This is a genomic window from Streptomyces sp. NPDC043854 (assembly GCF_056436005.1).
This window is the reverse complement of sequence record NZ_JBWKDK010000001.1, coordinates 39,270-64,769: the sequence shown is the minus strand read 5'-3', so window position 1 is coordinate 64,769 and position 25,500 is coordinate 39,270. Positions and strand designations below refer to the sequence as shown.

The following is a 25,500-nucleotide window of genomic DNA, read 5'->3' as shown; positions in this document are numbered from 1 at the left end:
AATTTATCAGATCCCGCTAATCGCTGAACTCCGGTCGGCGGCCTCCGGTTGCGGCGGGCTCATTCCTGAATGCGCAGCGCGAGCGCGGGGCAGCGGCGCACGGCGCGCAGGGCCTTCGGCCGCAGCCGTGCCGGGAGCGGCATGACGGCCTTGTCCGGGTAGCCGTCGATGTCGAGGCGCACGACCTCCGGCAGGAGGTCCACGCACAGGCCGTGGCCCCTGCACAGGGTCCAGTCCACGACGAGCTGTTCGGGGCTCTCGTCGTCCTCGGGCAGCGCCAGGGACCCGAGGACACGGCGTCCGCAGCCGCTGCCGAGGGCGTGGTCGCGCAGTTCGTCGGGGAAGGTGGCGAGCGCGGACGCGACGAAGGACGCGGTGCCGTCGGGATGGCTGCAGGCGCCGCGCTTGCGCACCGCCTGCATGCGCAGCTCGATCGCGTCCAAGGCGGCGCGGCCTCCCCCGGAGACCGCCTCCTCCAAGGCGGAGGCGAGCGAGGGCAGCCCTCGGAAGCACGGCCCGCACTGGCCGGCGGTTTCGTCGGCCATCCAGCGGGCCACCCGGGCGATCTCCCCCGCCGGGCAGGTGTCCTCCGGCAGCGGCAGCACCGCCCCGGCCCCGAGCACGGCCTTGACCGTGGCCAGGGACTGCCGGGACAGCAGCACGTTGCGGGCCGCCTGGGCGGTCAGCCACCGGCCGTGGTAGCCGCCGATCAGGACGCCCTGGCCCGGCGAGGAGCCGCACAGGTCCAGGACGTACGCCAGTGAGGTCCCGAGCGGCACTTCGAGGACGGTCGAGCCGGCGACCGTGAGCAGGGTCGTGCCCGGCTCGGTCGGGAGGCCGGCGGTGCGGTAGCCGGCGGCGCCCATCCGGGCGGCAATGGCGAGCTGGGCGTAGGTCTCGGTGTTGGACAGCAGGGTCGGCACGCCGCCGAGACCCCGGTCGCTGGTCCGTACCTTCTGCCCGGACGGGACCGTGGGCCCGCCCTCGATGCCGTTGATCATCGATGTTCCCTCGCCGGTGACGAAGCGCTCGGGCAGCATGGCGACCCGCACCAGGCCGCCGGCCCCCCGTTCGGCGATGGCGGTGCGCAGGGACCGCTCGACGTCGTCCCGGGTCACGCCGAAGACGACGTCCTCGGCGTTGATCGCCGAGGCGGCGAGCAGGGCTCCGTCGATGACCAGGTGCGGGGAGTTGAGCAGGATGGCCTTGTCCTTGAGGCAGCTCGGCTCGCCCTCGCTTCCGTTGACGACGAGGGCGGTGCGCCCGTCGCGCGCACGGGCGGTGCGCATGACGGCGCGCAGCTTGCGGGCGAACGGGAATCCCGCTCCGCCGCGGCCGCGCAGGTCGATGTCCTCGGCGAGTTCCACGAGTTCCTCGGGCCCGTACGAGGGCACGGGCCCGTGTACGGCGAGGTGGTCTTGCCGGTCCAGGCGCGGCAGGATGTCGAGCCCTGCGAGCACCCGGGGCTGGCCCACGCAGCCGAGGGCCGGGGTCACCGTCACGACCGCCTCCGTGCGCCGCCCGCGGGCCGGCCGCCGGGCCGGTCGGTGGAGACGTCGAGCCGGCTGGTGACGAAGGCCGAGCCCGCACCGTACGGCGGGCTCGCGGGTACGGGGGACAGCGGCGGCCGCGGCGAGGGCACGCCCTGTGCGGTGGCGGAGGCGAACAGCGGGTCCTGCACCGGCTCGGCGAAGGTGCCGGCGTACGGATCCGGGGGCGGGTCGGCTAGCAGCCCCGGCCGGGATCCGGCGGGGCTGCCGTCCGCCTGCCGGGCGAGCCGCGCGGTCAGTCGCTCGGCGGCCCACTCCGCGGGCCGCCGCAGGAACCGGTCGGACGACCGCGGCCCGTCCGGTCCGGGGACCCGGGCCCCGGCCTGCGGCTGCGCGGCGGCCGGCCGGCCGCGCTCCGCGCGCAGCCTCCTGCGGAGCCGTACGAGGAGCACCGCGGCGACCGCGACGAGGCACATCCCGTACGCGACGGTGACCCAACCGCTCGCGGAGCGGCCGGACTTGAGGCCGTGCACCAGCGACGCACCCCAGGCCGGGTAGGCGCCGACGTGCAGGGCCCGCCACCACAGGGAGCGCCCTTTGGTGGCGAACGCACTGCGCACCGCGCCGGAGACGGCGACGCTGACGAAGAAGTATCCGGCCAGGCTCCCGAGCCCGATCAGCACCGGCTGGTCCTGGTCCGTGAACGGAACGAGGGCGCTGACGACGCCGGTGCGCGACTCGGCGATCTTGATCCAGATGTGCAGGACGAGGAAGCCGAGGCCGGCGACGGCGAGTCCGCGGTGCACCCCCTGGGCGACGATCCTGAGGCCGGAGGTGAACAGGAGGCGGTCGGTGGCGGCGAGGCCCCACAGCACGGCGGAGGTGAGGGAGACGAGCGAGAGGACGCCCGCCCCGTAGTCGAGGAAGTCCCACAGGTTGGTGAGCGCGCCCGCCCGGGCGGCGACGCCCAGGGCGAGCAGGGCGGCGAGGGCGGCGACGGCCAGGGCGGCGGGGTGCAGGCCTCCGGCCGCGGACAGCATGGGCGGCCGGCGCAGGGCCCGTCGGCCGGCGGCCGCGGCGGCGGCCGCGCCGGCACGGCGTCTGGTGCTGCGGGCCCGGTGAGAGCGGGGCGCGCGGGTCTGGGACAGGGGCATCGGTTCTCCCATACGCCCGGGCCCGAGGCACTCCACTTCGCACTCGGCGCCCGGGGTAGTCGACGGAACTGCTCCGCGGCGGGCCGGAGATGAGGGCCGCGCCGGCCGGGAGCGGGGGCCGGAGTGCAGAAGCATCGTGGACCTTTGCAACGCCTCCACAGGATTTATCGAATCGTGACAAGTTCTTGTGCGTGTGGCATCGTCCTGCCGATCGCCCCCGGAAGATTCCGTTCCAACGGTGTGGTGGGAACCGGGGTGACGCCTTGTCCGCCACCACACGTCCCCGTCGGCAAAATCGAGGCAAAGCCGCGGGACCGCAAGTGGATGGCCCTCTCCTGGAGGGTGTACGAGGAGCTCAACTCCCTCGTCTGCACAGGCGCCGACGAGGGAGGGGGCTGCTCGACGGGCCTGCTGACACCCCCATGGGGCAGGCCGTACCCCGGCATGAACGAGGTAACAATGTGCGAACTGCTGAACCGTATCTGGGCCCGCCCCCGCGGCGAATGGACCCGGGTCCTGCGCAGGGAACTGCCCGCGCTGGCGTCCGGGATGGTGGAGGAGCTGAGGGACGGGATCCCGGGCTTCGCCGCACTGGTCGACGACCTCGACGATGAGGTGGTCAGAGCGCAGTTCGAGGCCGCCCTGCTCACCGCCCTCGGCTACCGCGAGCCGGTGACACAGGACCAGGGCCCGCAGGCGGAGCACGGCGCCGCCCCCGACCACCGGCCCGGAGCGGCCCGCGGTGCGGGCGCGTACGACGCCGCCGCCGGGCATCCCGACCTCGACGAGGACGGCCTCGGGGCCGGCGACGAGTACGAGGACCCGGACGCGGACCGGTACCCGGACCCGGGCCGGGAGCTGGACCCCGACGAGGGCGTGCTGGGCGAGATCCGTGGCCGGATTCCGCAGCAGGGCCGCAGGAGGATCGCGGCCCCACTGACGGTCGTGTCCTCGGACGGCGTGGGCGGCCCCGCCTCCGAACGGGCGCGGCGGGAGCTGTTTTCCGCCCTTATATCTGACATGCCCATGGCCGAAATCGCCCTGTCGGAGCTGGCCCGCGCGGCCGGCTGGCCCCTGCCCCCCGAGATACGCGCCATCGCCCTGGCGACGCCCGGCGAGACCCAGCAGCTCGCGGCCGCCCTGGACGACGCCCTCGCCGGCATGGTCGGAGGCCAGCCGTGCCTGCTGGTCCCGAGCCCGGAGGACCCGGACGCCCGCACCGCTCTGGATGCCCTGCTGCGCGGCCGGTTCGCCGCCGTGGGCCACCCGGTCGCCCCCCGCGACACCTCCCACTCCCTGCGCTGGGCCCTGCGGCTGCTGGCGCTCACCCCGAACCGCCCCGGCCTGGACGGGCGGCCCCTCTTCGTCGACGACCACCTCTCCACCCTGCTGCTCCTCCAGGACGAGCCGCTGGCGCACGCACTGGCCGCGCGCTGGCTGCGACCGCTGGCCGATCTGACACCCCGCCAGAGCGAACGGCTCGAAGTGACCCTGCTCGCCTGGCTGGAGGGGGGCGGAGCGCCCGAGGCGGCGAAGGCGCTGAGCGTGCACCCGCAGACGGTGCGCTACCGCATGCGCCAGCTGGAGAAGCTCTTCGGACCCGGACTGCGCGACCCCCGCACCCGCTTCGAGCTCGAGATGGCACTGCGCAGCCGCCGCCTCATGGCCCAGGTGCGGCGCCAGTACTCGCGGGTGGGACGCAAGGCGCGCGCCGCCGCGACCGACTTCCGTCCCCTGGGCGGGGGGCGCATGGCCCGCGTCAACGGCCTGTAGCGGCCGCCGGCCGTGCGCGGGGCGGCGCCCCTCCCCCGCGCCCCGCGCACGGCCCGGTCCGGCGCCCCCTTCGGCCCCGGTCCCCCACCGCCCACGCGGCGCGAGGGGCCGGGGCCGCGGCGTGTCAGCGGCCGGCGGGTACCGGCGGGGCCGCGGAGCACAACGCGGCATCGAGGTCGAGGAGTTCGGCGTACGCCCGCGAGCAGGACCGGCACCCCGCCAGGTGGCGGGCCAGGAACCGGCCGCGGGGTGTTCCGCGGCGCCGGACGGCCGCACCGAGCACGCTGCCGAAGCGGCGGCAGCGGTCGTCGGCGGCGGAGTCGAAGTGGGCCCGCAGATACGCCTCGCGCAGTCCCTCGCGGGCCCGGAAGGCCAGCGAGGTCACGGCGCTCGGGGTGATGCCGAGCAGGAGGGGCACGGGGTGCGGGCAGTCGTCCTCGACGAGGGTGTGCCACAGGACGGCCTTCCACCGCTCGGGCAGCGTGTGGAAGGAGCGGGCGACGAGCCTGCGGTCCTCGTGCTCCAGCAGTCGGCGCTGCGGGTCGTCCCCGCCCGGCCCCGGCGGGCACCACGGCTCGACGTCGGGCGTCAGGACGGTCCGCCCCGCCCCGGCCCGCCACTCGATGGCCGTGTGGCGGACCACCGTCAGCAGGTACGGGCGCCAGCGGTCGCGCGGTCCGGCGCCCGAGCGGACGGCCTGGAGGGTGCGGATGAAGGCCTCGGAGGCCAGGTCCTCGGCGTCCTGCGGGGCGCGGCAGCAGCGGCGCGCGCAGGCGAAGGCGGCGGCGCCGTGCCGCCGGTGGAGGAGCTCGCAGGCCTCGGGGGCGCCCGTCCCGGAGGCGTACGCCTGACGGAGCCGCCGGATGAGGTCCCCGTCGGAGGGCTCGCCCCGCCGGGCAGCGGAGCCGCCGGAACCGGAGCCGGGTCCATGGCCGGGCTCGGGGCCGGGCTCGGGGCCGGGTCCCGACCCGGATCCGGATCGGGGCGCTAACCGGGGCGGGGACTCGGCCGCGGAGGCGCGGGCGGACAGGGAAGCGGGCCCCTCCGCGCGGTGCGGACGGGCCGTGGGACGGCGGGAGCCGGACATGGCGGGCACTCCTGGGTGTGTTCCGGGACCCCTCGGGCCCCTGCGGGCGTCGGCACAAGCACGTGCGCGGTGCCGGCCCGAAGTCTGCTTCGGGCCGACACCGCTCTCGGGGCGACGCAGGGAAGGGGGGAGGGGGTGTACGCCGCCGCCGAGGGACCGGGTGGATCAGCGGCAGGCGCGCCCGTCGTTGATGCAGCCCACCGCACGCCGCATCAGGCCGTCCGACATCACGTTGATGAAGTCGCCGTGGTCGGTCGCCGGCTTGTGCAACTGCTCGGGGAAGCTGTCCACGGCGAAGCGCGAACCGGACGGCACGCTGTACACGATGCGCTGCACCAGCTGCGGAATGGCCTTGAAGCCGGGCTTGCAGGAGCCGTCCTTCTTGGCGAAGTCCACGTGGGTGCGGTGGTTGGCGCTGTCGATGTTCCTGCCGTCCCAGCAGCTCTGGAAGTTGAACGTCCGGACCACGTCACTGCCCTTGGGGCACACCGGGTACTTGTCCTTCAGCTGGCGGTTCTCGAAGCCGGTGCAGCTCCACGAGGCGTTGGCGTTGCCGTTGCCGTTGGTGAGGGCCTTGGCGTCGCCCGTGATGATCCGCAGGAAGCGGGGCATGGCCTCGACCTTGGAGACGGGACTGCCCTTGAACTCGATCGTCACCTGCTTGGGCTTCAGGATGGTGCCGACGTTCAGGTCCTGTCCGCCGCCGGGCGCCTTGGCGTCGCGTTCGGCCCGGCCGTCGCGCAGTCGCAGCACCGGCCAGTAGTAGGTGGACTGGTCGCCGTTGGTGCAGGTGGTCCCGGAGGCCGCGAGGCTGTTGTTGGTGGAGAACGCGTCCGTGGTCAGGTTGCCGACGTAGTCGTGCATGTGGTGGGCGCCGTTGCTGACTCCCGGCGCGACGATGACGTTGTCGGGGTTGAAGTGGCCGTTCTCGTTGCGGCCGCAGTTCACCGAGAAGGACCCGCGGGACGCGCCCGAACGGGCGCCCGGCTTGTTGACGTTCGGCTTGACCGAGCCGATGGCGACGAAGTCGCTGCGGGCCGGGCCGCCCTTGGCCTGCTGGGCACCGCTGCTCTGCGCGGCGGCGCCCTGTTCGGCGGCGCCGCCCGCGGCGGCCGGCTCGTCCTTCGGGTCGGCGGCCGCCGCCTTCTTCATCTGGCAGCCGCTGAGGCCCTCCAGCCCCTGCGGGCGGGCGCCCGCCTTGGCCAGTGCGTCGCCGATGGCGGAAATGGTCGTGCCGCGCTGCTGTTTCAGCCCGCTGAGCAGGGCGTCGCCCTTGGCACGGCCCGAGGAGAGCTGCGTGTACGCGTCGGCGACCTGGGTGTCGAGCTGCGCGAGGTTCTTGTCGACCTCGCCCCGGGCCTGCTCGGGAACGTTGTCGAGCTTGTCCCCCACGTCGGGGCAGTCGATGGTGGCCGTCGCCGGTGCCGCGCGGCCGTCCTGTCCGGCGAAGGCGCCCTGCGACACGAACAGGACCCCGCCGCCGCCCAGGACCAGGGCGGACACCATGACGAGGACCTTGTGCGACGTTCGCAGACGGCGCTTGTGGCCCTTTTGACTCATGCGATCACTTCACTTCGTCGGTCGGGAAAGGGTGGAGGAGGCGGGGACGGGTACGGGGACGACACCGGAGCCCGAGCCGGAGCCCGCAGCGGGGCGGGACCCCGCGGGCGGGGTGTCCGCGAGCCCGTCGAAGTCGACGAGTCCGGTGGCCTCCAGCACGGAGATGTGGTCCAGGACGGTGTTGTTGGCGTCCGTGGCCAGTGCCCTCACCATCGAATTGCGGGTCTGCGCGCGCACTTGGGCCACCAGCGTGAACACCTTCCCGTGCGCCCGGCGCAGCAGCTGGGCGAACAGCTGCTCGTACTGGGTGCCCTGGGCCGCGGCGAGCTGGGCCAGCCAGGCCTGCTGCTGGGCGCTGGGCTGGTCGGGCAGTTCCATGCCGAGGGCCTGGCCCACTTCCAGGACGCGGCGGTCCAGTTCGGCGTGGCCCTCGATGAGGTGCTCGCCCGCGGTGCGGACGGCCGGGCGCTTGCCGCGCTGGAGCGCGTCCCGTCCTGCGGGCAGTTCCCAGAGCCCGGCGAGCCGCACCTTGCGGACGAAGTCCCGGTCCTGGGCGGTCAGCGGCCCGAAGGCCGTGCTCATGGTGCCGAGGCCGTCGTCGTCGCCCGCGGCGGTTGTGGTCGCCGCGGCGGATCTGTCGCCGAAGCTCTGCACCGGAATCAGCAACGCGATCAGCGTGAAGGCGAGGGCGCCGATGACGGCGCCCGTGCCCAGCACGTGTTTCGAAGCGACCGACAAGCTGCCGACGGCCGACCGGCGGAATGACAGCACTGTGCCTCCTTGCTGCGAGGGGCCGGGAGGGGCGGCAGGGGCGGAAGGCCGCGGCAGTCGTGCCGTCGTGCACCCGCGCTCCCCGGGTGCCAAGGGACGCTAGTGCCAGTTGTGCTGTCCGTTTGGAAGGACCATCACGAATGGACAAACATCCGGGCAAGACCCCGGAGGGCTGGTACCGTGCCCCGGCGCTGCCTTCCCGCGCGCACCGTCCCCGCGCACCTCCGCGCGCACCGTCCCCGCGCACCTCCGTGCGCGCCGGTCCTAGAGCGGCCGGGCGCGTGCGATGAGGAGGGCGACGTCGTCGCGGTCGTCCGGCCGGCGCAGCCTGCCCAGCAGCAGGTCGCAGGTCTCCTCCAGGGGGCGCGCCGGGTCGTCGAGGAGCGCGGTGAGGGCCTGGAGCCGGATGTCGATGTCCTGGTCGCGGGTCTCGACCAGCCCATCGGTGTACAGGACCAGTTCGTCGCCCACCCCCAGGTCGAGGGCGGTGGCCTCGAAGGGCACGCCGCCGACCCCCAGGGGCGCGCCCGTCGGCAGGTCGAGGAGCTCGGGCGGGCGGCCCGGGCCGGTCCGTACGGGCGGCAGGTGGCCGGCGGTGGCGATGCGGCACGTGCCGCCGTGCGGGTCGTAGACGGCGATGACGCAGGTGGCCATGGTGTGGCCGACGCCGGTGGCGGTGTGGTCCAGGCGGGTCAGGACGGCGGCGGGGTCGAGGTCGAGCTCGGCGAGCGTGCGGGCGGCGGTCCGCAACTGCCCCATGGCCGCGGCCGCGTTGATGCCGCTGCCCATGACGTCCCCGACGACGAGGGCGGTCTTGCCGTCGGGCAGCGGGACGACGTCGAACCAGTCCCCGCCGACCTCGGCGCCGCTCCCGGCCGGCTGGTAGCGGTAGGCGATCTCCAGGCCCGGCGTGGGCGTCGGGTGGTGCGGCAGCAGGTGGCGCTGGAGCGTCAGGGCGGTGTGGCGCTGCTTCTGGTACCAGCGGGCGTTGTCGATGCAGACGGCCGCGCGGGCCGCCAGTTCGCCGGCGAGCAGGACGTCGTCCTCGTCGAACGGCAGCGGGTTGGAGGTGCGCTGGAGGCCGAGGGCGCCGATGACCTCGCCGCGGGCAATGAGCGGCACGGCGAGGTAGGAGTGCAGTCCGGCCTCGGCGAGCAGCTCGGCGGCCTCGGCGTCGCGTGCGATGCGGCCGAGGTCCTGCTTCGAGGCGTGCGCCAGCAGGGCGGGGCGGCCGGTGCGTACGCACTGGGTGACCAGCCGGGTGGCGTCGTAGCGCGCGAGCGAGCCCACCGGGTCCGCCGCCCGGGTGGCGGGGGTCGGCCGGGCCGCCTTGACGGCCAGGGCCCGGAACTGCACGGTGCCGCCGGCCCCGACGCCGGGCGGCTGGTCGCCGGTGAGGACCTGGTCGATGACGTCGACCGTGGCCACGTCCGCGAGCTGCGGCACGGCGATGTCGCCCAGCTCGCGGGCGGTGACGCCGAGGTCGAGGGTGGTGCCGATGCGCACGGAGGCGTCGGCGATCAGGGCGAGCCGCTGCCGGGCCTGGGCCACGGCCTGGGAGGTCTTGTACTGCTCGGTGACGTCGACGACGGAGGCGGCGATCCCGATGGGCCGCCCGCCCGGATCGTCGAGCCGGTAGAAGGAGACCGACCAGGCGTGGTCCTGGTCGGGATCGGCGGGGGTCCGGCCGGTGGTGAACTGGTCCAGCAGGGGCACGCCGCTGCGCAGGACCTCGGCCATGTGCGCCTCGATGGCCGTGTCGAGGTGCGGAAGGGCCTCGTGGATCTTGAGGCCCAGGTGCTGCGCGGCCGGCAGGCCGTTGATCCGTTCGAGTGCCGGGTTGACCAGGACGTAGCGCAGGTCCGTGTCCAGGACGGCCAGGCCGATCGGGGACTGGGCGACGAGCCGCAGCGACAGGGCGAGGTCGCGCTCCAGGCGGCGCAGGGTGGCCTGGTCGGAGGCGATCCCGAGGGCGTAGTGCCGGCCGCCCTGGTCCTCCAGGCGCATGTTGCGGAACTCGGCCAGGCGGGTGCTGCCGTCCTTGCGCAGGACGGGGAACACCCCGGCCCACGGCTCCCCGGTCGCCATGACCTTCTCGAAGAGGGCCAGGACCAGGCCCAGGTGCTCCTGGTCCACGAGCAGGCGGGCCGCGTACCGGCCCAGGGCCTCCTGCGCGGTGTAGCCGAACAGGCCCTCGGCCTGCGGGCTCCACAGGGTGATCCGCCCCTCCGCGTCGAGGACCACCGCCGCGACGCCGAGCACGTCCAGCAGGCCCCGCCCGCTGGAGGCGCCGACGGGCTCGGGAGCGGCACCGGGGGCGGCGCCGGAGTCGGAGCCACGGTCGGAGCCGCGGTCGGAGCCGGATCCCGCTCGGGACCCGGGATCGGCCGGGAGGCCGTCCGCCGTGTTCATGCCGACCGCTCCTTCCCGTCCGCCGCCGAGGGAGCGGTGCACCGGCCCGCTCGTGGTGCTCCGGGCTCCGACCCCCGGGTGCCTCCATCCTCCCCCCGACGCCCCCGCCCGGCAGCCGCAGCCGCGCACGGATTCGGCCGTACGAGGCCCCGGGGCGGCCGGGTGCCGGGCGCGGGCGGGGAGCGCAAGGCCGTACGGGTGACGGTGCGGCCGCCGCTGCACCGGGGAGCTCCGAGGGCACTGCGGGAACGCGTACCGCCCGCGCCGCCGTGCTCCGCCGACCGCTGCTGCTCCTGCCGTCCTCCCCAAGTCGTACGCCCGCCGGCCCACCCCCCGGCTACCGGTCGGACCCGCGCTGACCGGCCCTGATGCCCCGCGCCGCGCGCGGTTGCGGGCCGGTCGCCGCCATGCGCGGGCAACACCCGTGGCGTGTCGGCCAGTTGTCCGGATGTCCAGTCATTCGCGAGGAGCATACGAGTCGGCCCTTCGGACGGATTCCGCCCGGCCGCGGCGTGCAACAGGGTGGTGGCGCCACCGACTTAACGGGAAGGGAACCGCTCTTCGTGAACATCACACGCCTCGGGCCGGCGCTCGCCGCCGCAGGTCTCCTCGCCACCACCGTCCCCCTGCTGTCCGCCACGCAGGCCTCGGCCGCCCCGGCAGCGGAGTTCACCCCGCAGAAGCCGGCGTGGGCGCGGTGCAGCGCCGACCTGCCGGCCTCGTACGAGTGCGCCACCCTCAAGGTGCCGCTCGACTACCGGCGGCCCCAGGGGCGCACCATCGACGTCGCCATATCCCGGATCAAGAGCGAGAACCCGGCCAAGCGGCACGGCGCGCTGCTCTTCAACCCGGGCGGTCCGGGCGGCACCGGGCTCGACATGCCGCTGATGGCCCAGGAGTTGATGCCGAAGGAGGTCCGCGACCAGTACGACCTGATCGGCTTCGACCCGCGCGGCACCGGCGCCAGCAGCCCGATCACCTGCGCAATGACCGAGGAGGAGCAGAACATCGTCCGGCCGTACCGGGAGGAGACCTTCCCCGCGGACGTGGAGTGGGCGCGCAGGGTCGCCGACAAGTGCCGCGAGAAGTCCGGGTCGGTACTGCCCTTCATCACCACCCGCAACACCGCCCGCGACATGGACGCGATCCGCGCGGCCCTCGGCGAGAAGAAGATCAGCTACGTGGGCTACTCGTACGGGACCTACCTCGGCGCGGTCTACACGCAGATGTTCCCGAACCGCACCGACCGCTTCGTCCTCGACAGCGGCGTCGACCCGCAGCGCGCCTGGCGCGGCATGATCCAGGTGTGGGCGACCGAGGCGGAACCCGCCTTCAAGCGGTGGACGCAGTGGACGGCCGAGCGCAATGCCGAGTTCGGGCTGGGCGCCACCCCCGACGCGGTGTCGAAGACCTTCTGGGATCTGGTCGCCCGGGCCGACCGGGAGCCGATCGAGATCGAGGGGCAGAAGTACTCGGGCGATGACATCCGCGCCGGGCGGGCCATGTTCTTCTACCCGGCGCAGGCGGCGCCGGCCGTCAAGGCGCTGAAGGACGCGGCCGAGGGCAAGCCCGCCGCGCTCCCCGCGGAGCAGCGCAGGCTGCTGAAGCCTGCGGCGGAGCCCGCCTCGGACACCGGTACGGCCGTGTTCTGGTCCGTGGTGTGCGGGGACGTGGAATGGCCGCGCTACCCCGAGCAGTACGCGAAGGAGGCCGCGGCCGACAAGGCGAAGTACCCGCTGTACGGGGACTTCGCGTCCAACATCAAGCCGTGCGCCTACTGGCAGCGGCCCATCGAGCCGCCCACGAAGATGAACACCAGGGCGAACGTGCTGACCGTGCAGAACGAGTGGGATTCCCAGACGCCGCTCACCAGCGGCGAGGGCCTGCACCGGGCCCTGAAGGGCTCGCGGATGCTCCTGGTCCGCGGCGGTGAGGGCCACGGCGTGTACCTCACCGATCCCAGGTCCTGCGCCGACGCCGCGGTCAACGCCTACCTCGGAACCGGCAGGCTGCCCGCCGGGGACGTGACCTGCCAGGCCGCCCCGGGCGGCAACGAGCGCAAGGCGGACCTCGTGCCGCAGTCGCCGCAGCGCTTCCCGGGCGCCGCACCCAACCGGTTCTGAACCGGGGCCGGGCCGCCGCCCGGGGTGCCGCCACGGCAGCCCCGGGCGGCGCTGCGGGCCCGCGCCGCACCCCGCGTACGGCGGACCGGGCCGGCTACCGGCGCTGGCGCGCGCGGGCCGGCGGCTCGGACACGGCCGGGCCGGCCGCGGTCCGGCCGCCGGCCCGCAGCGGGGTCAGCAGCCCCGCGACGACGATGAGCAGGCAGAACGCGCCGGCCGCCACGCTGACGGCGGGGACCCCGTGCCGGGCGGCCAGGACGGTCAGCAGGGCCGCACCCACCGGGCCCGAGGCGTTGTGGACGGTCCAGAAGGCCGAGGTGACCCGGCCGAGCAGGCGGTCCGGGGTGACCTCCTGGCGCAGGGTCATCGAGACGACCCCGCCGAGGGTCATCCCGAACATGAACACGGCCGCGAGGACGGCGGTCACCGGCACGCTCCGGCTGACGCCGATCCCCGCCACGGCCGCCGCGATCAGGGCGGCCGAGCCGAGCCAGCAGGGGCCGAAGCCGAAGACCCGGCGCAGGGTCCCGGCGGCGAGCGCCGCGGCGACCACGCCGATCCCGCTGACGGCGATCACGTAGCCGAGGGTGGCCGCGTCCTGGCCGAGGTCGTGCCGGATCCGGTAGATCAGCAGGTCGGTGGCGCCCATGGTGACGAAGGTCAGCAGGGTGAGGAGCACGGTGAGCGGGCGCAGCTGCGGATGGGCCCACAGGTAGCGGAAGCCGACGACGAACATCTCCCGCATCCGCCCGCCGCCGGAACCGGAGCCCGCCCCGCCGACCCCGCCGACCCTGCCCGCCCCGCCGGCGCCCCCGTACCGGCCGAAGGAGACCCAGCGCAGGCTGACGGCGGAGATCAGGAACGTCGCCCCGTCCACCCCGAGGGCCCAGTCGGCGCCCACCGAGGCCGTGATGAACCCGGCCGCCACCGGCCCGCCCAGGGTCCCGACGGCGAAGGTGCCCATGAGGCGTGCGTTGGCGGTGGTCAGGTCCCGCGGGGGCACCAGGTTCGGCACGGAGCTCACGTACGCCACGTCGAACAGCGTCTTCAGGGCGGTGACCAGCGCCGTCAGCAGGTACAGCACCCAGATGCGGGGCCCGGCCAGCCAGACCACCGGGACCGCGCCCAGCAGCACGGCCCGGGCGAGATCGCACGCGATCATCAGGCGGCGCCGGTCCGTCCGGTCCACCACGTACCCGGCGAACATGCCCGTCGCGATGCCGGTGACCCCGGAGATCACCGTGACGACGCCCATCTGGACGATGGACCCGGTGGCGTCGAGGACGAGCAGCGGCAGGGCGAGCAGGGAGATCGAACCGCCGAGGACGGACAGCGCCTGGCCGAGCCAGAAGACGTTGAAGTCCCGGTTCCGCCACAGGGGGACGGGGTCCGGCACCCCGCTCAGCCCAGCAGGGCGTACACGGTGGAGGCGGTCGCGGCCGGCTCCTGCGCCCCGTTCGCGGTCATCGTGATGTCGGCGAAGGCCATCCGCTTGCCGAGCTTGGTGACCCGCACCTCGATCAGCACGTCCGTGCCGGTCACGGGACGCTGGAAGCTCGTCGACTGCTGGACGGTGGTCATCGGCCCGTACCCGCCGCGGGCGGCGCTGATAGCGATGACGGTGGCGGTGTCGGCGGCCGCCATCAGGGCCTGGCCGGACAGGCCGCCGCCGTCCCGGGCCAGGGCCCCGGACCAGGGCAGCCTGAGCACGGCGTGCCGGTCGCCGGTCTCCTCGACGGTCAGGCCCAGGTCGAGGACCCAGGGGGCGAAGTTGTCCTTGAGGACCTTGTCTGCATCTGCCGGTGTCAGGGTCACCCGGAGATTGTGGCGGCCCGGCGGGGCCGCCACAACACCCTTGGTCCCCCTGATGTGCCGGAGCGGGTCAGAGCGCGGCGGCCAGCTCGGTGCCCTGGCGGATGGCCCGCTTGGCGTCCAGCTCGGCGGCGACGTCGGCACCGCCGATCAGGTGCGCCTCGATGCCGGCCGTGCGCAGCGCCTCGTACAGGTCGCGCCGCGGCTCCTGGCCGGTGCACAGGACGACCGTGTCGGCCGGGACGAGCCGCTGCTCGCCGCCGACGGTGATGTGCAGGCCCTCGTCGTCGATCCGGTCGTACGCGGCGCCCGCGACCGAGACGACGCCGCGGTGCTTGAGCTCGGCGCGGTGGATCCAGCCCGTGGTGGTGCCGAGGCCCGCGCCGACCTTGGTGGTCTTGCGCTGGAGGAGGTGGACCTGGCGGGGGGAGGCCGGCCGCTCGGGGGCGGTGAGGCCGCCGGGGCCCTCGTACGCGGTGTCGACGCCCCAGTGGCGGAAGTAGACGGCGGGGTCCTGGGAGGCGCCCTCGCCGCTGTCGGTGAGGTATTCGGCGACGTCGAAGCCGATGCCGCCGGCGCCGACGACGGCGACGCGCTCGCCGACGGGGGCGCCGTCGCGCAGCACGTCGAGGTAGCTGACGACGCTGGCGTGGTCGACGCCCTCGATGTCGGGCGTGCGCGGGGTGACGCCGGTGGCGACGACGACCTCGTCGTAGCCCCGGAGGGTGTCGGTGTCCGCGACGGTGTCCAGCCGGACCTCGACCCCGGCCTCGGCGAGCCGGTTGCCGAAGTAGCGGATGGTCTCCTCGAACTCCTCCTTGCCCGGGATGCGGCGGGCGATGTCGAGCTGTCCGCCGATGTGGCCGGAGGCCTCGAAGAGGGTGACCCGGTGGCCGCGTTCGGCGGCGGTGACGGCACAGGCGAGGCCTGCGGGGCCGGCGCCGACGACGGCGACGCTCTTGGCGAGGCGGGTGGGCGACAGGACGAGCTCGGTCTCGTGGCAGGCGCGCGGGTTGACCAGGCAGCTGGTGATCTTGCCGCTGAAGGTGTGGTCGAGGCAGGCCTGGTTGCAGCCGATGCAGGTGTTGATGGACTCGGGGCGGCCGGCGGCGGCCTTGGCCACGAAGTCGGCGTCGGCGAGGAAGGGGCGGGCCAGGGAGACCAGGTCGGCGCGGCCCTCGGCGAGGATCTCCTCGGCCTTCTCGGGGGTGTTGATGCGGTTGCTGGTGACGAGGGGGACGGAGACCGCGCCCATCAGCCGCTGGGTGACCCAGGTGTACGCGCCGCGCGGGACGGAGGTGGCGATGGTGGGGATGCGGGCCTCGTGCCAGCCGATGCCGGTGTTGATGATGGTGGCGCCGGCTGCCTCGATCTCCTTGGCGAGGTGGACGACCTCGTCGAGGGTGGAGCCGCCGGGGACCAGGTCGAGCATGGACAGGCGGTAGATCAGGATGAAGTCGGGGCCCACGGCCTCGCGGGTGCGCCGGACGATCTCCAGGGGGAAGCGGACGCGGTTCTCGTACGAGCCTCCCCAGCGGTCCTCGCGGCGGTTGGTGGCGGCGGCGATGAACTCGTTGATGAGGTAGCCCTCGGAGCCCATGATCTCGACGCCGTCGTAGCCGGCGAGCTTCGCGAGGCGGGCGGCGCGGACGAAGTCCTCGACGGTCTGCCCGACCTCGGCGTCGGTGAGCTCGTTCGGGACGAAGGGGCTGATGGGTGCCTGGAGGGCGCTGGGGGCGACGAGGTCCCTGTGGTACGCGTAGCGGCCGAAGTGGAGGATCTGCATCGCGATCTTGCCGCCCTCGGCGTGCACGGCCTCGGTGATCAGGCGGTGCTCGGCGGCCTCCTCCTCGGTGGTGAGGCGGGAGCCCCCCTCGAAGGGGCGGCCGGCGTCGTTGGGGGCGATGCCCCCGGTGACGATGAGGCCGGCGCCGCCGCGGGCGCGCTCGGCGTAGAAGGCGGCGAGGCGCTCGAAGCCGCGCTCGTGCTCCTCGAGGCCGGTGTGCATCGAGCCCATGATCACGCGGTTCGGCAGGGTGGTGAAGCCGAGGTCCAGCGGGCTCAGCAAGTGCGGGTACCGGCTCTGGGAACTCATGGGGGCGCCTCCTCGCGCGGGGTGGATGCACCCTGTTGTAGCGAGCCGGCCCCGGTTATGCAACAAGGTGCATAACCGGGGGCCCAGGGCCCGACCCCTCTGCCCCGCAACGACGGGCCGGCGCCCGTCGGCCCTGTGGCGCAGTTCACGCCCCCGGGCCGCTGCGGGGTGGCCCCAGCCGGGCGAAGCCCGCCTCCGGGGTGTGCAGGGTGACGGTGCCCCCGCCGAGCATCTCGGCCTTCCGCCGGAGCGCCTGTACGGCCGCCGGGCCCGGCCGCCCGTACACGTCGATCGACCTCAAGCGGATGTGCGGACCGAACTCGCGGAATTTCGGTCCGCCGATCTCCATGTGGAACTCCATCGACTCCGTATCGGGATGGACGGCCACCACGCTCATCGTGGACTCGGACTCGTCGAGGTAGCAGCCGTAGGCGATCAGCTGCGGCTCGTGCGCCTCGACGAGCGCGGCGAGCTCGCGCATCAGGTCCCTGACCTCCGAGATCCTCCCCTCGTGGATGTCCGAGTGGTCCACGTAGTAAATGGGAGCTGCGTACATGGGCGCTGCGTGGATGGGGTCCGCGGGGACGGGTTCCGTCATGGCGCCCGAACCTACCGCCGGACCCCCGAGCCGTCCGGTCAGGCGCGGCGGAGGCGGACCGTGACGATCTGGAAGGGGCGCAGTGTCAGCGGGACCGCGCCGTCCGTGGCGAGCGGGCCGACCGCCGTGCCGGGCAGGGGCCGCTCCAGCAGGTCGCTCTCCACCGCCGCCGTGAGCGGGAAGTCCGCCGTCAGGGTGGCCGTCGCGCGGCCGCCCCGGGATTCGTACAGCCGGACGACCACGTCGCCGCTGCGGTCCTCGGCCAGCTTGACGGCCTCGAGCACCACGGCGTCGCCCGCCACCGTGACCAGCGGGGCGACCGGGTCCGCCCCCGGCACCACCCGTTCGGGCAGGTTGAGCGCGTGCCCCTCGCGGACCGCGTCCGCGATCCGCGCGCCCGGCGCGAGGGAGAACCGCACGGTGTGGGCGCCCTGGTCGGTCTCCGGGTCGGGGTAGCGGGGGGCGCGCAGCAGGGAGAGGCGGATCGTGGTGGTCTGGCCGCCGTCGGGCCGCATGGCGCGGGTGACGTCGTGGCCGTACGTGGAGTCGTTGAGCAAGGCCACGCCCCACCCGGGTTCCTCCGCGTGGATCCACCGGTGGGCGCAGATTTCGAACTTGGCCGCCTCCCAGGAGGTGTTGGTGTGGGTGGCCCGGTACACGTGCCCGAACTGGGTCTCGGAGGCGGTCCGTTCGGCCTTGACGTCGAGGGGGAAGGCGGCCTTCAGGAGTTTCTCCGTCTCGCGCCAGTCGACCTCGGTGACGATGTCCACCGTCGCGGCGTCCGCCCGCAGGGTGATCCACTGGGTCGCCTTCGACCGGCCGAAGGACCGGGTGACCCGGACCGCCGCCGCGTCCGGGCCGGCTTGCGCGACCTCCAGGACGTCCGCCTCGACGAGGTCGGTCACGTTGTTGCGGTAGAAGGCGTCGATGTCCCACGCGTCCCACATGTTCGGGAAGTCCGGGTGGATCTGGAGCAGGTTGGCGGCCTCCCCCGGGGCCACCGACTCGCGGCCGGCGTCGAGGTCGTACGCCGAGACGATCAGCCCGCGGCCGTCGACCTCCACCCGCAGCCGCCCGTTGCCCAGGATCCACCCGCCGCCGGGCCGCTCCCGGAGGTCCACCGGCCGCGACGGCGCCTCCGGCAGGCCCGCTCCGCCCGCCGGGACGCCGCGCCGGGCGTGCGGGGCGCAGTTGAAGACCAGCTCCGCGGTGCCCTCCCCCGCGAGCGCGACCTGCGCCGCGAGGGTGATCGCACGCAGTTCGTCCGCCACCCGGGCGTACGTCGCGCGGGCCTCGCGGTGCACCCAGGCGATCGACGATCCCGGCAGGATGTCGTGGAACTGGTGCAGCAGCACGGTCTTCCAGATCCGTTCCAGGTCCTCGTACGGGTAGGCGTACCCGGGCACCCGCACCGCCGCCGTCGCCGCCCACAGCTCGGCCTCGCGGAGCAGGGATTCGCTGCGCCGGTTGCCCTGCTTGGTCTTGGCCTGCGAGGTGTAGGTGCCGCGGTGCAGCTCCAGGTAGAGCTCGCCGGCCCACACGGGCGCGTCCGGGTACTCGGCGCGGGCCTTGTCGAAGAACGCGTCGGGCGTCTCGACCTCGACCCGCGGGGAGCCTTCGAGGTCCCGCTGCCGCCGGGCCCGGGCGAGCTGCTCGCGGGTGGGGCCGCCGCCGCCGTCGCCCCAGCCGAACGGGGCGAGCGAGCGCGAACCCCGGCCCTTCTCCCGGTAGTTGCGGGCGGCGTGGGCCAGCTGCGAGCCGCCCAGGTCGCAGTTGTAGGTGTCGACGGGCGGGAAGTGGGTGAAGACGCGGGTGCCGTCGATGCCCTCCCACCAGAAGGTGTGGTGGGGGAACCTGTTCACCTGCGACCAGGAAATCTTCTGCGTCAGGAACCACTCGGAGCCGGAGAGCCGGACGATCTGCGGCAGCGCCGCCGTGTAACCGAAGGAGTCGGGCAGCCAGACGCCCCGGGTCTCGATGCCGAACTCGTCCAGGAAGAACCTCTTGCCGTACAGGAACTGCCGCACCATGGCCTCGCCGCCGACCATGTTGGTGTCGGACTCCACCCACATGCCGCCGACCGGCACGAACCGGCCCGACGCGGCCTTCTTCTTGATCCGCTCGAACAGCTCGGGCCGGTGGGTCTTGACCCACTCCAGCTGCTGGGCCTGCGACATGGCGAAGACGAACTCGGGGTGCTCGTCCATCAGGCCGAGCACGTTGGACGTGGTCCGGGCCACCTTGCGGACGGTCTCGCGCAGCGGCCACAGCCAGGCCGAGTCGATGTGGGCGTGGCCGACGGCGCTGATGCGGTGTGCGGAGGCGTGGGCGGGGGCGCCCAGGACCGGGGCGAGGCGGGCGCGGGCGGCGGCCGCCGAGGCGGGCACGTCGGCCAGGTCCACCGCGTCGAGGGCCTCCTCCAGGGCGCGCAGGATCCCGTACCGGCGGGCGTCGGCCCCGTCGAGCTCCACCATCAGGTCGTGGAGGACCTCGAGGTCCTGGACGAGTTCCCAGACCTCGGACTCGAAGACGGCCAGGTCCATCCGGGCGAGCCGGTAGAGCGGCCGGTCGCCGCTGGTCTGCCGGTCGCCCTCGTACGTGGGGCTGTGCTCGACGAGGACCGGGTTCGAGGCGGCCTCGACGTACCACTCGATCCGCTCGCCGCCATCCGCCGCGTCGGCGACGCGCACCCAGTCGTTGTACGGGTTGAGCGCCTTGACCTCGCTGCCGTCGGCGCGGTGGACCAGGCCCTCGCACTGGAAGCCGGGCATCATCCGGTCGAAGCCCAGGTCGAGGACGGCCTCGACGGTACGGCCCGCCCAGCCGGCCGGGACGCTGCCGGTGACCCGGAACCAGGTGGTGCCCCAGGCCGGACCCCACTGCGCGCCGACCGCGCAGGGCTCGTACGGGGCGGCCAGGCCCTCGGCGACGGACACGGGCTCGCCCGGGGCCTCCCACCGCTCGACGGTGAGCGGGACCGGGCGGGAGTGGACTGCCGGCTTGATGCGCTCCTTCAGGACACGGCGCAGGCGGTCTTCGGTGATGCTGCGGTCGTCGTGCATGACGGCGGCTCCAGGGGGAGGGGGCGGGCGCGGAGCGGGACGGGGCGGGCTGGAAGGGGGCCGGGCGGCGGGGCGCCTCAGGTCTTGACGGCTCCCTCGCCCACCCCCTTGAAGAAGTAACGCTGGAGGGCGAAGAAGAGGAGCACCATCGGCAGGAGTGCCGCCATGGCGCCGGCCGCGATGATCCGCTGGTCGTTCGTGGTGGTGGCGCCGGCCAGGGTCTTCAGGCCGAGCTGGAGGGTGTAGTGCTCGCTGTCGGTGAGGACGAGCAGCGGCCAGAGGAAGTCGTCCCAGGCGCCCATGAAGCTGGTGATGCAGACGACGGCCAGGGAGCCCTTCGCGGCGGGCAGGAAGACCCGGGCGAAGCGGGTCCACTCGCCCGCCCCGTCGAGAACCGCGGCCTCCTCGATCTCCCGGGGGACGGCGAGGAAGGCCGAGCGCATGATCATGATGTTGAGGACGGAGACCGCACCCGGGAGCCAGACGCCGACGAGGGTGTCGACCAGGCCCATGCCGCGGACCGTGAGGAACATCGAGACCATCACGGATTCGAAGGGGAACATCAGGGTGGCGACGAGCACCGTGAAGACGGTCCTGCGGCCCTTCCAGCCGGCCCGGGACAGGGCGTAGCCGGCCATGGCGGAGAACAGCAGGTTCGAGGTGACGGCGAGGGCGGCGACGGTGAGGGTGTTGCCCGCGTACTGCAGCAGCGGGAAGGACTCGGCGACGCGGGCGTAGTTGTCGAGGGTGGGCTGCGCGGGCAGCACCCCGTCGTACACGTTCTCGGTGCGGCCGCGGATCGAGGTGAGGAACTGCCAGGCGATCGGCCCGATCAGCACCGCGAGCATCAGGAGCAGCACGGCGTACCGGGCGGCCCGTCCGGCCAGGCGGCGGCCCCGGTGGCCCCGGTGGTCCCGGCGGGCCTGGTGGTCCCGGCGGCCCCGGCGGGCGGTGCGCGGCGGGGCGGCGGTCGCGTTCACGTCTCGTCCCCCTTCGCCAGGCGGCGGCCCAGCAGGCTGAAGCCGAGGGTGAGCAGGAACAGCAGGAGGGAGATGGCGGAGGCGTAGCCGGTCTCGCCGGCGAAGCCCAGTCCGACCTGCCGGATGAGGAAGGGCAGGGTGCGGGCCCCGCCGCCGGGGCCGCCGCTCTCGCCGCCGAGGATGTATATCTCGGTGAAGACGCGCAGTGCGGAGATCGCGGAGAGGGTGCCGACCAGCAGCATCATCGGCTTGACCTGCGGGATGGTGATGCTGAGGAAGCGGCGGACGGGGCCGGCGCCGTCCAGGGCTGCCGCCTCGTGGAGGGAGGCGGGCACGTTCCCGAGGGCTGCGAGGTAGAACACCATGTAGTAGCCGAGGCCCTTCCAGACGGTCACGATCATCGCGGAGACGAGCAGCATGGTGCTGTCGGTCAGGAACGGGACCGGCTCGGAGACGATCCGCAGCCGCCGGAAGACCGTGTTGACGAGCCCGTCGCTGCGCAGCACCCACTGCCACATCAGGCCGACGACCACGGCCGAGGCGATCACCGGCGTGTAGAAGGCGGAGCGGAAGAACCCGATGCCCGGGATCCTCGCCTGCACCAGGACGGCGAGGGCCAGCGGCAGCAGGACCAGGCACGGGACGACGACCAGCAGGTACAGCACGCTGTTGCCGGCGGCGGTCCAGAAGTCGGGGTCGGCCAGGGCGCGCCGGTAGTTGTCGAGGCCGACGAAGGTTCCGCCGCGCAGGATCCGGGCGTCGGTGAGGGACAGGATGACGGTGTTGGCGAACGGCCACAGGCTGAACAGCGCCACCGTCACCAGGCCGGGGGCGAGGAAGAGGTACGGGGTCCACCACCGTCGGTGGCCCGGCCCCGGCTCCGCCTCCATGGCCCGCAGGGCCGCCCTGCGTGCGCGGGTCACTTCCGGGCCGTGTCGGCGAGCAGCTTGTTGGCCTCCTCCTGGGCCCTGCGTACGGCCGTCGGGGCGTCCTGCTGGCCCGTGACGGCCTTCTGCACCTCGCGTACGACCGCGTCGCCGACCTGGTTGGTCCACTCGACCGGGGTGTTGGCGTCGAGTGCGGCGGACTTCAGCTGTTCGGCGCCGACCGCGCGGGCGACCGTGTCGGCGTCCCTGCCATCGCCGCGGTCGGAGAAGCGGGGGTCGGCGAGGCCCCGGGCGTTGGACGGGTAGATGGTCGCGTTCCTGGAGAACTCGACCTGGTTGGGGCCGTTGGTGACCCACTTGGCGAACTCGACGGCCGCGTCGAGGTGACGGGTGTCCTTCCTGATGCCGAGGGACTGGGCGTAGACGCCGATGTGGCTGAGCTTTCCGGTGACGGCTCCGGCGACCCGGGTCTGGGCGTAGACCTGCGGGGCGTTCTGCTTGATGTCCTTGACGAAGCCCGGGGAGCCGGGGCCGAAGACGAGTTTGCCGCTGCCGTAGAGCTGGTTGATGTCGTCGGCCTTGAGGAGGGACTCCTTGGGCATGGCGCCCTTGGCGTAGAGGGAGGTCATCCGCTCGACCCAGGCGACGGCCTGGAGGGTGTCGAAGACGAAGCGCTCCCGCCGGTCGTCGAGGAGGGGGATGCCCATCTTCTGCCAGTCCCCGGGGAGCCTGCCCTTGGGGTCGGCCATGAAGGCGGAGAACCGGCCGCCGGAGCGGGCGGCGATCTGCTCGGCGTAGTCGAAGAACTGCTCGACGCTGGTCGGCGGTGCGTCGGGATTCAGTCCGGCCTTGCGGAAGAGCTCCTCGTTGTAGGTGAGGATCTCCGGGGTGACGTACCAGGGGTACGCGAACACGCCGTCGCCCTTGCCGGGGAGCTTGAACTGCTCCCAGGCGCCGGGGACGTACTCCTTGGCGGCGTCGCCGTCGAGTGCGGCGACGTCGGCGAGCAGGCCGCGGTCGCCGAGGAGCTGGAAGGAGTCGGTGGAGAGGTTGACGACGTCGGGGAGGGCGCCGGCCTGGGCGTCGGCGACGAGTTTCTCGTTGTAGCCGTCGCCGGGGACGTCCTCCCACCTGACCTTCGCCGCGGGGTGCTTCCTCTCGAAGGCGTCGATGACGCCCTGGACGTACGCGGTGTACTTGGGCTTGAGCTGGAGCGTGCGGAACGTGATCTCGCCGGCCACCCTGCCGGTCCTCTGCGCCTCCTCCCCGTCCGCGGGGCCGCCGCTCAGGCCGCACGCGGAGGCGGCGAGGAGGGTGCCGGCCACGAGCATGGCGAGGGCTGTGCGGGGCAGGTGCACACGGTTCATCGTCGACTGCCTCCGGGGTAGTTCCGGCCTCGCTGCCGGATCGCGGGTGCCCACGCTGGGCCCGGCGGCGGCGCGCGTCAATGAGGCCCGGACGCGTGTGGCCGGTATTCCGCTCGTGCGCTTTGCCTCGCCCGCCGCAAAACCGCTTCAGCCGCCGGTGTGCGCTGTTCCGGGCCGGGGCGACCGGGCGGTGCAAGGAGGCCGAAAAGCTGTTCCGGGCGGCCGGCCCCACAGGACACACTCGTCCCATGACCGATCGTGACCACGGTGAACCCCGGCAGCCCGAAGTCCCCGCGCGTGCGCCCGGTTTCGGCCCGGCACCGGAGCCGTACTCGCCCGCCCCGGCCGGGGCCGGGCGGTCCCGGCGCGAGTCCGCCGTGATCGCCGGGGCGCTGGCGGCGGTCGTGCTGGCCGCCACCGGCTTCGCGTACGCCGTGTGGGGCGGCGGTGACGGCGGCGGGGCCGGGAAGTCCGCCGCCGCCAGCGGGACGCCGACGGCGAACCCCTCGGTGTCCGCGTCCGTGGACAAGGGCGACGGCAAGGGGACCGGCAACGGGCCGGACACCGTCGACCCCAACGCCGGGATCAAGCCGGGCGAGGCGCCGATCTGGCTGCGGGAGAACCGGACCGAGGTGGCGGGATCGGGGGCCAGGCAGTTCGGCCCGTGGCGCGTGGGCGACGTCGTGGTCCGGGCGATGGACAAGGAGGTCACCGCCTACGCGGTGGCCGACGGCCAGGAGAAGTGGAAGGTGGCACTCCAGACTCCGCTGTGCGGGGCGCCGCAGGCCCCGGCCGCGGGCGGGAAGCTGGTCCTCGGCGTCCGGGAGAGCGACAGCGCCACGGCCAAGTGCACCGCCCTCCAGCAGGTGGACCTCGCCGCGGGCAAGGCGGGCTGGAAGGTCCCGGTACCGCAGGAGAACCGGTACGACACCACGAACGAGTTCCAGATGGCCGTCTCCGGCGACACGGTGGCCGTCGCCCGCTCCGCCGTCATGAGCGCCTTCTCCGCCACCGACGGCCGGAAGCTCTTCGGGACGTCGAAGCCGAACGGCTGCTATCCGGTGGCCTTCGGCGGCGGGGCCAGGCTGATCGCCGTACGCAACTGCCCCGACCCGAAGGACCCGGCCGGGGGCCTGGCGATGGTCGAGGAGCTGGATCCGGCCACGGGCGGGTCCCGGTGGAGCCACCGGTACGAGAAGGGCTGGAACCTCGGCCGGATCCTGTCCTCGGAGCCGCTGGTCGTCGCCGCCTACCACTCCGGGAGGAAGGCCTGGAGCCTCACCGCGTTCACGGCGGACGGGAAGGTCCGCTCGCACGGCGAGCCGCCGTTCGGGATCGACCAGCGGTGCAACGGCTGGGGCGACGGCTCCGGCCGCCTGCACGAGTGCAATGCCGCCGTGGCCGACGCCGACACCCTCTACCTCGCCGGCGGCAAGGCGGCCGGGACCCTCGGCATCGACCTCACCGACGAGGTCGTCGCCGTCGATCTCGCCACCGGAAAGGAGAAGTGGCACGCCAAGGCCCCGAAGAACCGCAGGATCTGGCCGCTGGCGATCGAGGACGGCAAGGTCCTCGCCTACCTTGCGCCGGGCGAGGGCGAGGCCGGCGAGGCCGGCGCGGTCGCCGCGCTCGCCCCGGCCGACGGCGCCCTGACGGTGGTCCTGCAGAGCCCGGCGGCCGCCGCCGGCGCCCAAGGGGTGTTCTACTCCCACAACGTGCACGCCGCCTGGGCCGGCGGGCGGCTGTTCCTGCTCAACGGGACGGTGAAGAGCCCGGCGCGCGGGAACGTGACCCACGCGCTGCTCTCCTTCGGCAGGTAGGACCGGGAGTCCTGCCCGGGACTCCTGCATCCCCACTCCCGGGACTCCTACTTCATGGGGTAGTCGGCCTTCTCGGCGAGCTTGCCGTCCTTGAAGCAGAAGCGGTACACGGTCTCCTCGCCGACGGCGGTGTCGCCGCCCGCGATGTACCAGGAGCAGACGCTGTCGGCGGGCTGGGCCGGGCCGCCCTCCTTCAGGGCCTCCTTGAGGAACGAATCGCCCGAGGGCAGCTTCGCGCGGACGGCGTCCTCGGGGTCGCCGACCTTCACGGAGGCGTACACCTCGGGCTCGATCATGGTCTTGCCGGCGGCGTCGACCACCTTCCCGATGCCGAGTACCAGCGCCACGGCGATCGCGATGCCGACGACCAGCGCCACTCCGCAACCGATCAGACAACCCTTGCGCTGTGCCATGCCCGTTCCTCCGTGCGTGTTCTGTGCGTCGTGTTCCTGTGTGACACGCAGACCTTCGCAGGCAGGCGGGGGCGTGCGCTGTCCCCGAAAGTCGCA

The 25,500-nt window shown here is 73.6% G+C and carries 18 protein-coding genes; 3 read left to right on the top strand and 15 right to left on the bottom strand.

Going from position 1 to position 25,500, the window contains the following annotated elements:
* Nucleotides 1-59: 59 nt before the first annotated feature.
* Nucleotides 60-1,502 (bottom strand): NADH-ubiquinone oxidoreductase-F iron-sulfur binding region domain-containing protein, encoded by a 1,443-nt coding sequence (locus tag AC068A_RS00290; protein ID WP_478578532.1) that lies wholly within the window; start codon nucleotides 1,500-1,502, stop codon nucleotides 60-62.
* On the bottom strand, nucleotides 1,499-2,644 hold the full coding sequence (locus AC068A_RS00285; RefSeq protein ID WP_478578529.1) for a hypothetical protein: 1,146 nt from the start codon (nucleotides 2,642-2,644) through the stop codon (nucleotides 1,499-1,501). The genes AC068A_RS00290 and AC068A_RS00285 overlap by 4 nt, the downstream gene beginning before the upstream one ends.
* Before the next feature lie 324 nt (nucleotides 2,645-2,968).
* Between AC068A_RS00285 and AC068A_RS00280 the strand changes: the two genes are divergently transcribed.
* Entirely contained in the window at nucleotides 2,969-4,417 is a 1,449-nt protein-coding gene (locus AC068A_RS00280; protein WP_478578527.1) for a PucR family transcriptional regulator, read from the top strand.
* A gap of 124 nt (nucleotides 4,418-4,541) precedes the next feature.
* Here AC068A_RS00280 and AC068A_RS00275 read toward each other — a convergent pair whose 3' ends face one another.
* From AC068A_RS00275 to AC068A_RS00260, 4 genes are all read right to left on the bottom strand, one after another.
* Nucleotides 4,542-5,504, bottom strand: a complete 963-nt coding sequence (locus AC068A_RS00275; RefSeq protein WP_478578526.1) for an RNA polymerase sigma factor — start codon at nucleotides 5,502-5,504, stop codon at nucleotides 4,542-4,544.
* 165 nt (nucleotides 5,505-5,669) lie between these two features.
* Nucleotides 5,670-7,064, bottom strand: a complete 1,395-nt coding sequence (locus AC068A_RS00270; RefSeq protein WP_478578524.1) for a DUF1996 domain-containing protein — start codon at nucleotides 7,062-7,064, stop codon at nucleotides 5,670-5,672.
* Nucleotides 7,065-7,073: 9 nt separating this feature from the next.
* A complete protein-coding gene (locus tag AC068A_RS00265) occupies nucleotides 7,074-7,835 on the bottom strand; it encodes a DUF4142 domain-containing protein (protein ID WP_478578522.1) in 762 nt (253 codons plus the stop codon).
* 264 nt (nucleotides 7,836-8,099) lie between these two features.
* Nucleotides 8,100-10,247: a SpoIIE family protein phosphatase gene (locus AC068A_RS00260; RefSeq protein WP_478578521.1), complete on the bottom strand. Its 2,148-nt coding sequence runs from the start codon at nucleotides 10,245-10,247 to the stop codon at nucleotides 8,100-8,102.
* Nucleotides 10,248-10,810: 563 nt separating this feature from the next.
* On the opposite strand from AC068A_RS00260, the gene AC068A_RS00255 reads away from it, so the two are divergent.
* On the top strand, nucleotides 10,811-12,370 hold the full coding sequence (locus AC068A_RS00255; protein ID WP_478578519.1) for an alpha/beta hydrolase: 1,560 nt from the start codon (nucleotides 10,811-10,813) through the stop codon (nucleotides 12,368-12,370).
* Between the two features lie 94 nt (nucleotides 12,371-12,464).
* On the opposite strand, the gene AC068A_RS00250 is transcribed toward AC068A_RS00255, so the two are convergent.
* From AC068A_RS00250 to AC068A_RS00215, 8 genes are all read right to left on the bottom strand, one after another.
* A complete protein-coding gene (locus AC068A_RS00250; RefSeq protein ID WP_478578517.1) occupies nucleotides 12,465-13,766 on the bottom strand; it encodes an MFS transporter in 1,302 nt (433 codons plus the stop codon).
* Nucleotides 13,767-13,771: 5 nt separating this feature from the next.
* Entirely contained in the window at nucleotides 13,772-14,185 is a 414-nt protein-coding gene (locus tag AC068A_RS00245) for a PaaI family thioesterase (RefSeq protein WP_478578516.1), read from the bottom strand.
* Between the two features lie 67 nt (nucleotides 14,186-14,252).
* Nucleotides 14,253-16,277, bottom strand: a complete 2,025-nt coding sequence (locus AC068A_RS00240; protein WP_478578515.1) for an oxidoreductase — start codon at nucleotides 16,275-16,277, stop codon at nucleotides 14,253-14,255.
* Between the two features lie 145 nt (nucleotides 16,278-16,422).
* Complete coding sequence (locus AC068A_RS00235; RefSeq protein WP_478578512.1) at nucleotides 16,423-16,875, bottom strand: hypothetical protein; 453 nt, start codon at nucleotides 16,873-16,875, stop codon at nucleotides 16,423-16,425.
* 38 nt (nucleotides 16,876-16,913) lie between these two features.
* Nucleotides 16,914-19,937, bottom strand: a complete 3,024-nt coding sequence (locus tag AC068A_RS00230) for an alpha-mannosidase (RefSeq protein WP_478578509.1) — start codon at nucleotides 19,935-19,937, stop codon at nucleotides 16,914-16,916.
* Between the two features lie 77 nt (nucleotides 19,938-20,014).
* The gene (locus AC068A_RS00225) at nucleotides 20,015-20,917 is read right to left on the bottom strand and encodes a carbohydrate ABC transporter permease (RefSeq protein ID WP_478578506.1); all 903 of its coding nucleotides are present in this window, start codon (nucleotides 20,915-20,917) and stop codon (nucleotides 20,015-20,017) included.
* The gene (locus tag AC068A_RS00220) at nucleotides 20,914-21,807 is read right to left on the bottom strand and encodes a carbohydrate ABC transporter permease (protein ID WP_478579375.1); all 894 of its coding nucleotides are present in this window, start codon (nucleotides 21,805-21,807) and stop codon (nucleotides 20,914-20,916) included. Before AC068A_RS00220 ends, AC068A_RS00225 begins: the two co-directional genes overlap by 4 nt.
* A 29-nt stretch (nucleotides 21,808-21,836) precedes the next feature.
* Nucleotides 21,837-23,171 carry an ABC transporter substrate-binding protein gene (locus AC068A_RS00215; RefSeq protein WP_478578503.1) on the bottom strand — a complete coding sequence of 445 codons (1,335 nt, stop codon included), beginning with the start codon at nucleotides 23,169-23,171 and terminating at the stop codon, nucleotides 21,837-21,839.
* A gap of 248 nt (nucleotides 23,172-23,419) precedes the next feature.
* On the opposite strand from AC068A_RS00215, the gene AC068A_RS00210 reads away from it, so the two are divergent.
* Nucleotides 23,420-24,991, top strand: a complete 1,572-nt coding sequence (locus tag AC068A_RS00210) for an outer membrane protein assembly factor BamB family protein (protein WP_478578500.1) — start codon at nucleotides 23,420-23,422, stop codon at nucleotides 24,989-24,991.
* Between the two features lie 47 nt (nucleotides 24,992-25,038).
* Here AC068A_RS00210 and AC068A_RS00205 read toward each other — a convergent pair whose 3' ends face one another.
* Complete coding sequence (locus tag AC068A_RS00205; RefSeq protein ID WP_478578498.1) at nucleotides 25,039-25,404, bottom strand: hypothetical protein; 366 nt, start codon at nucleotides 25,402-25,404, stop codon at nucleotides 25,039-25,041.
* Nucleotides 25,405-25,500 lie beyond the last annotated feature (96 nt).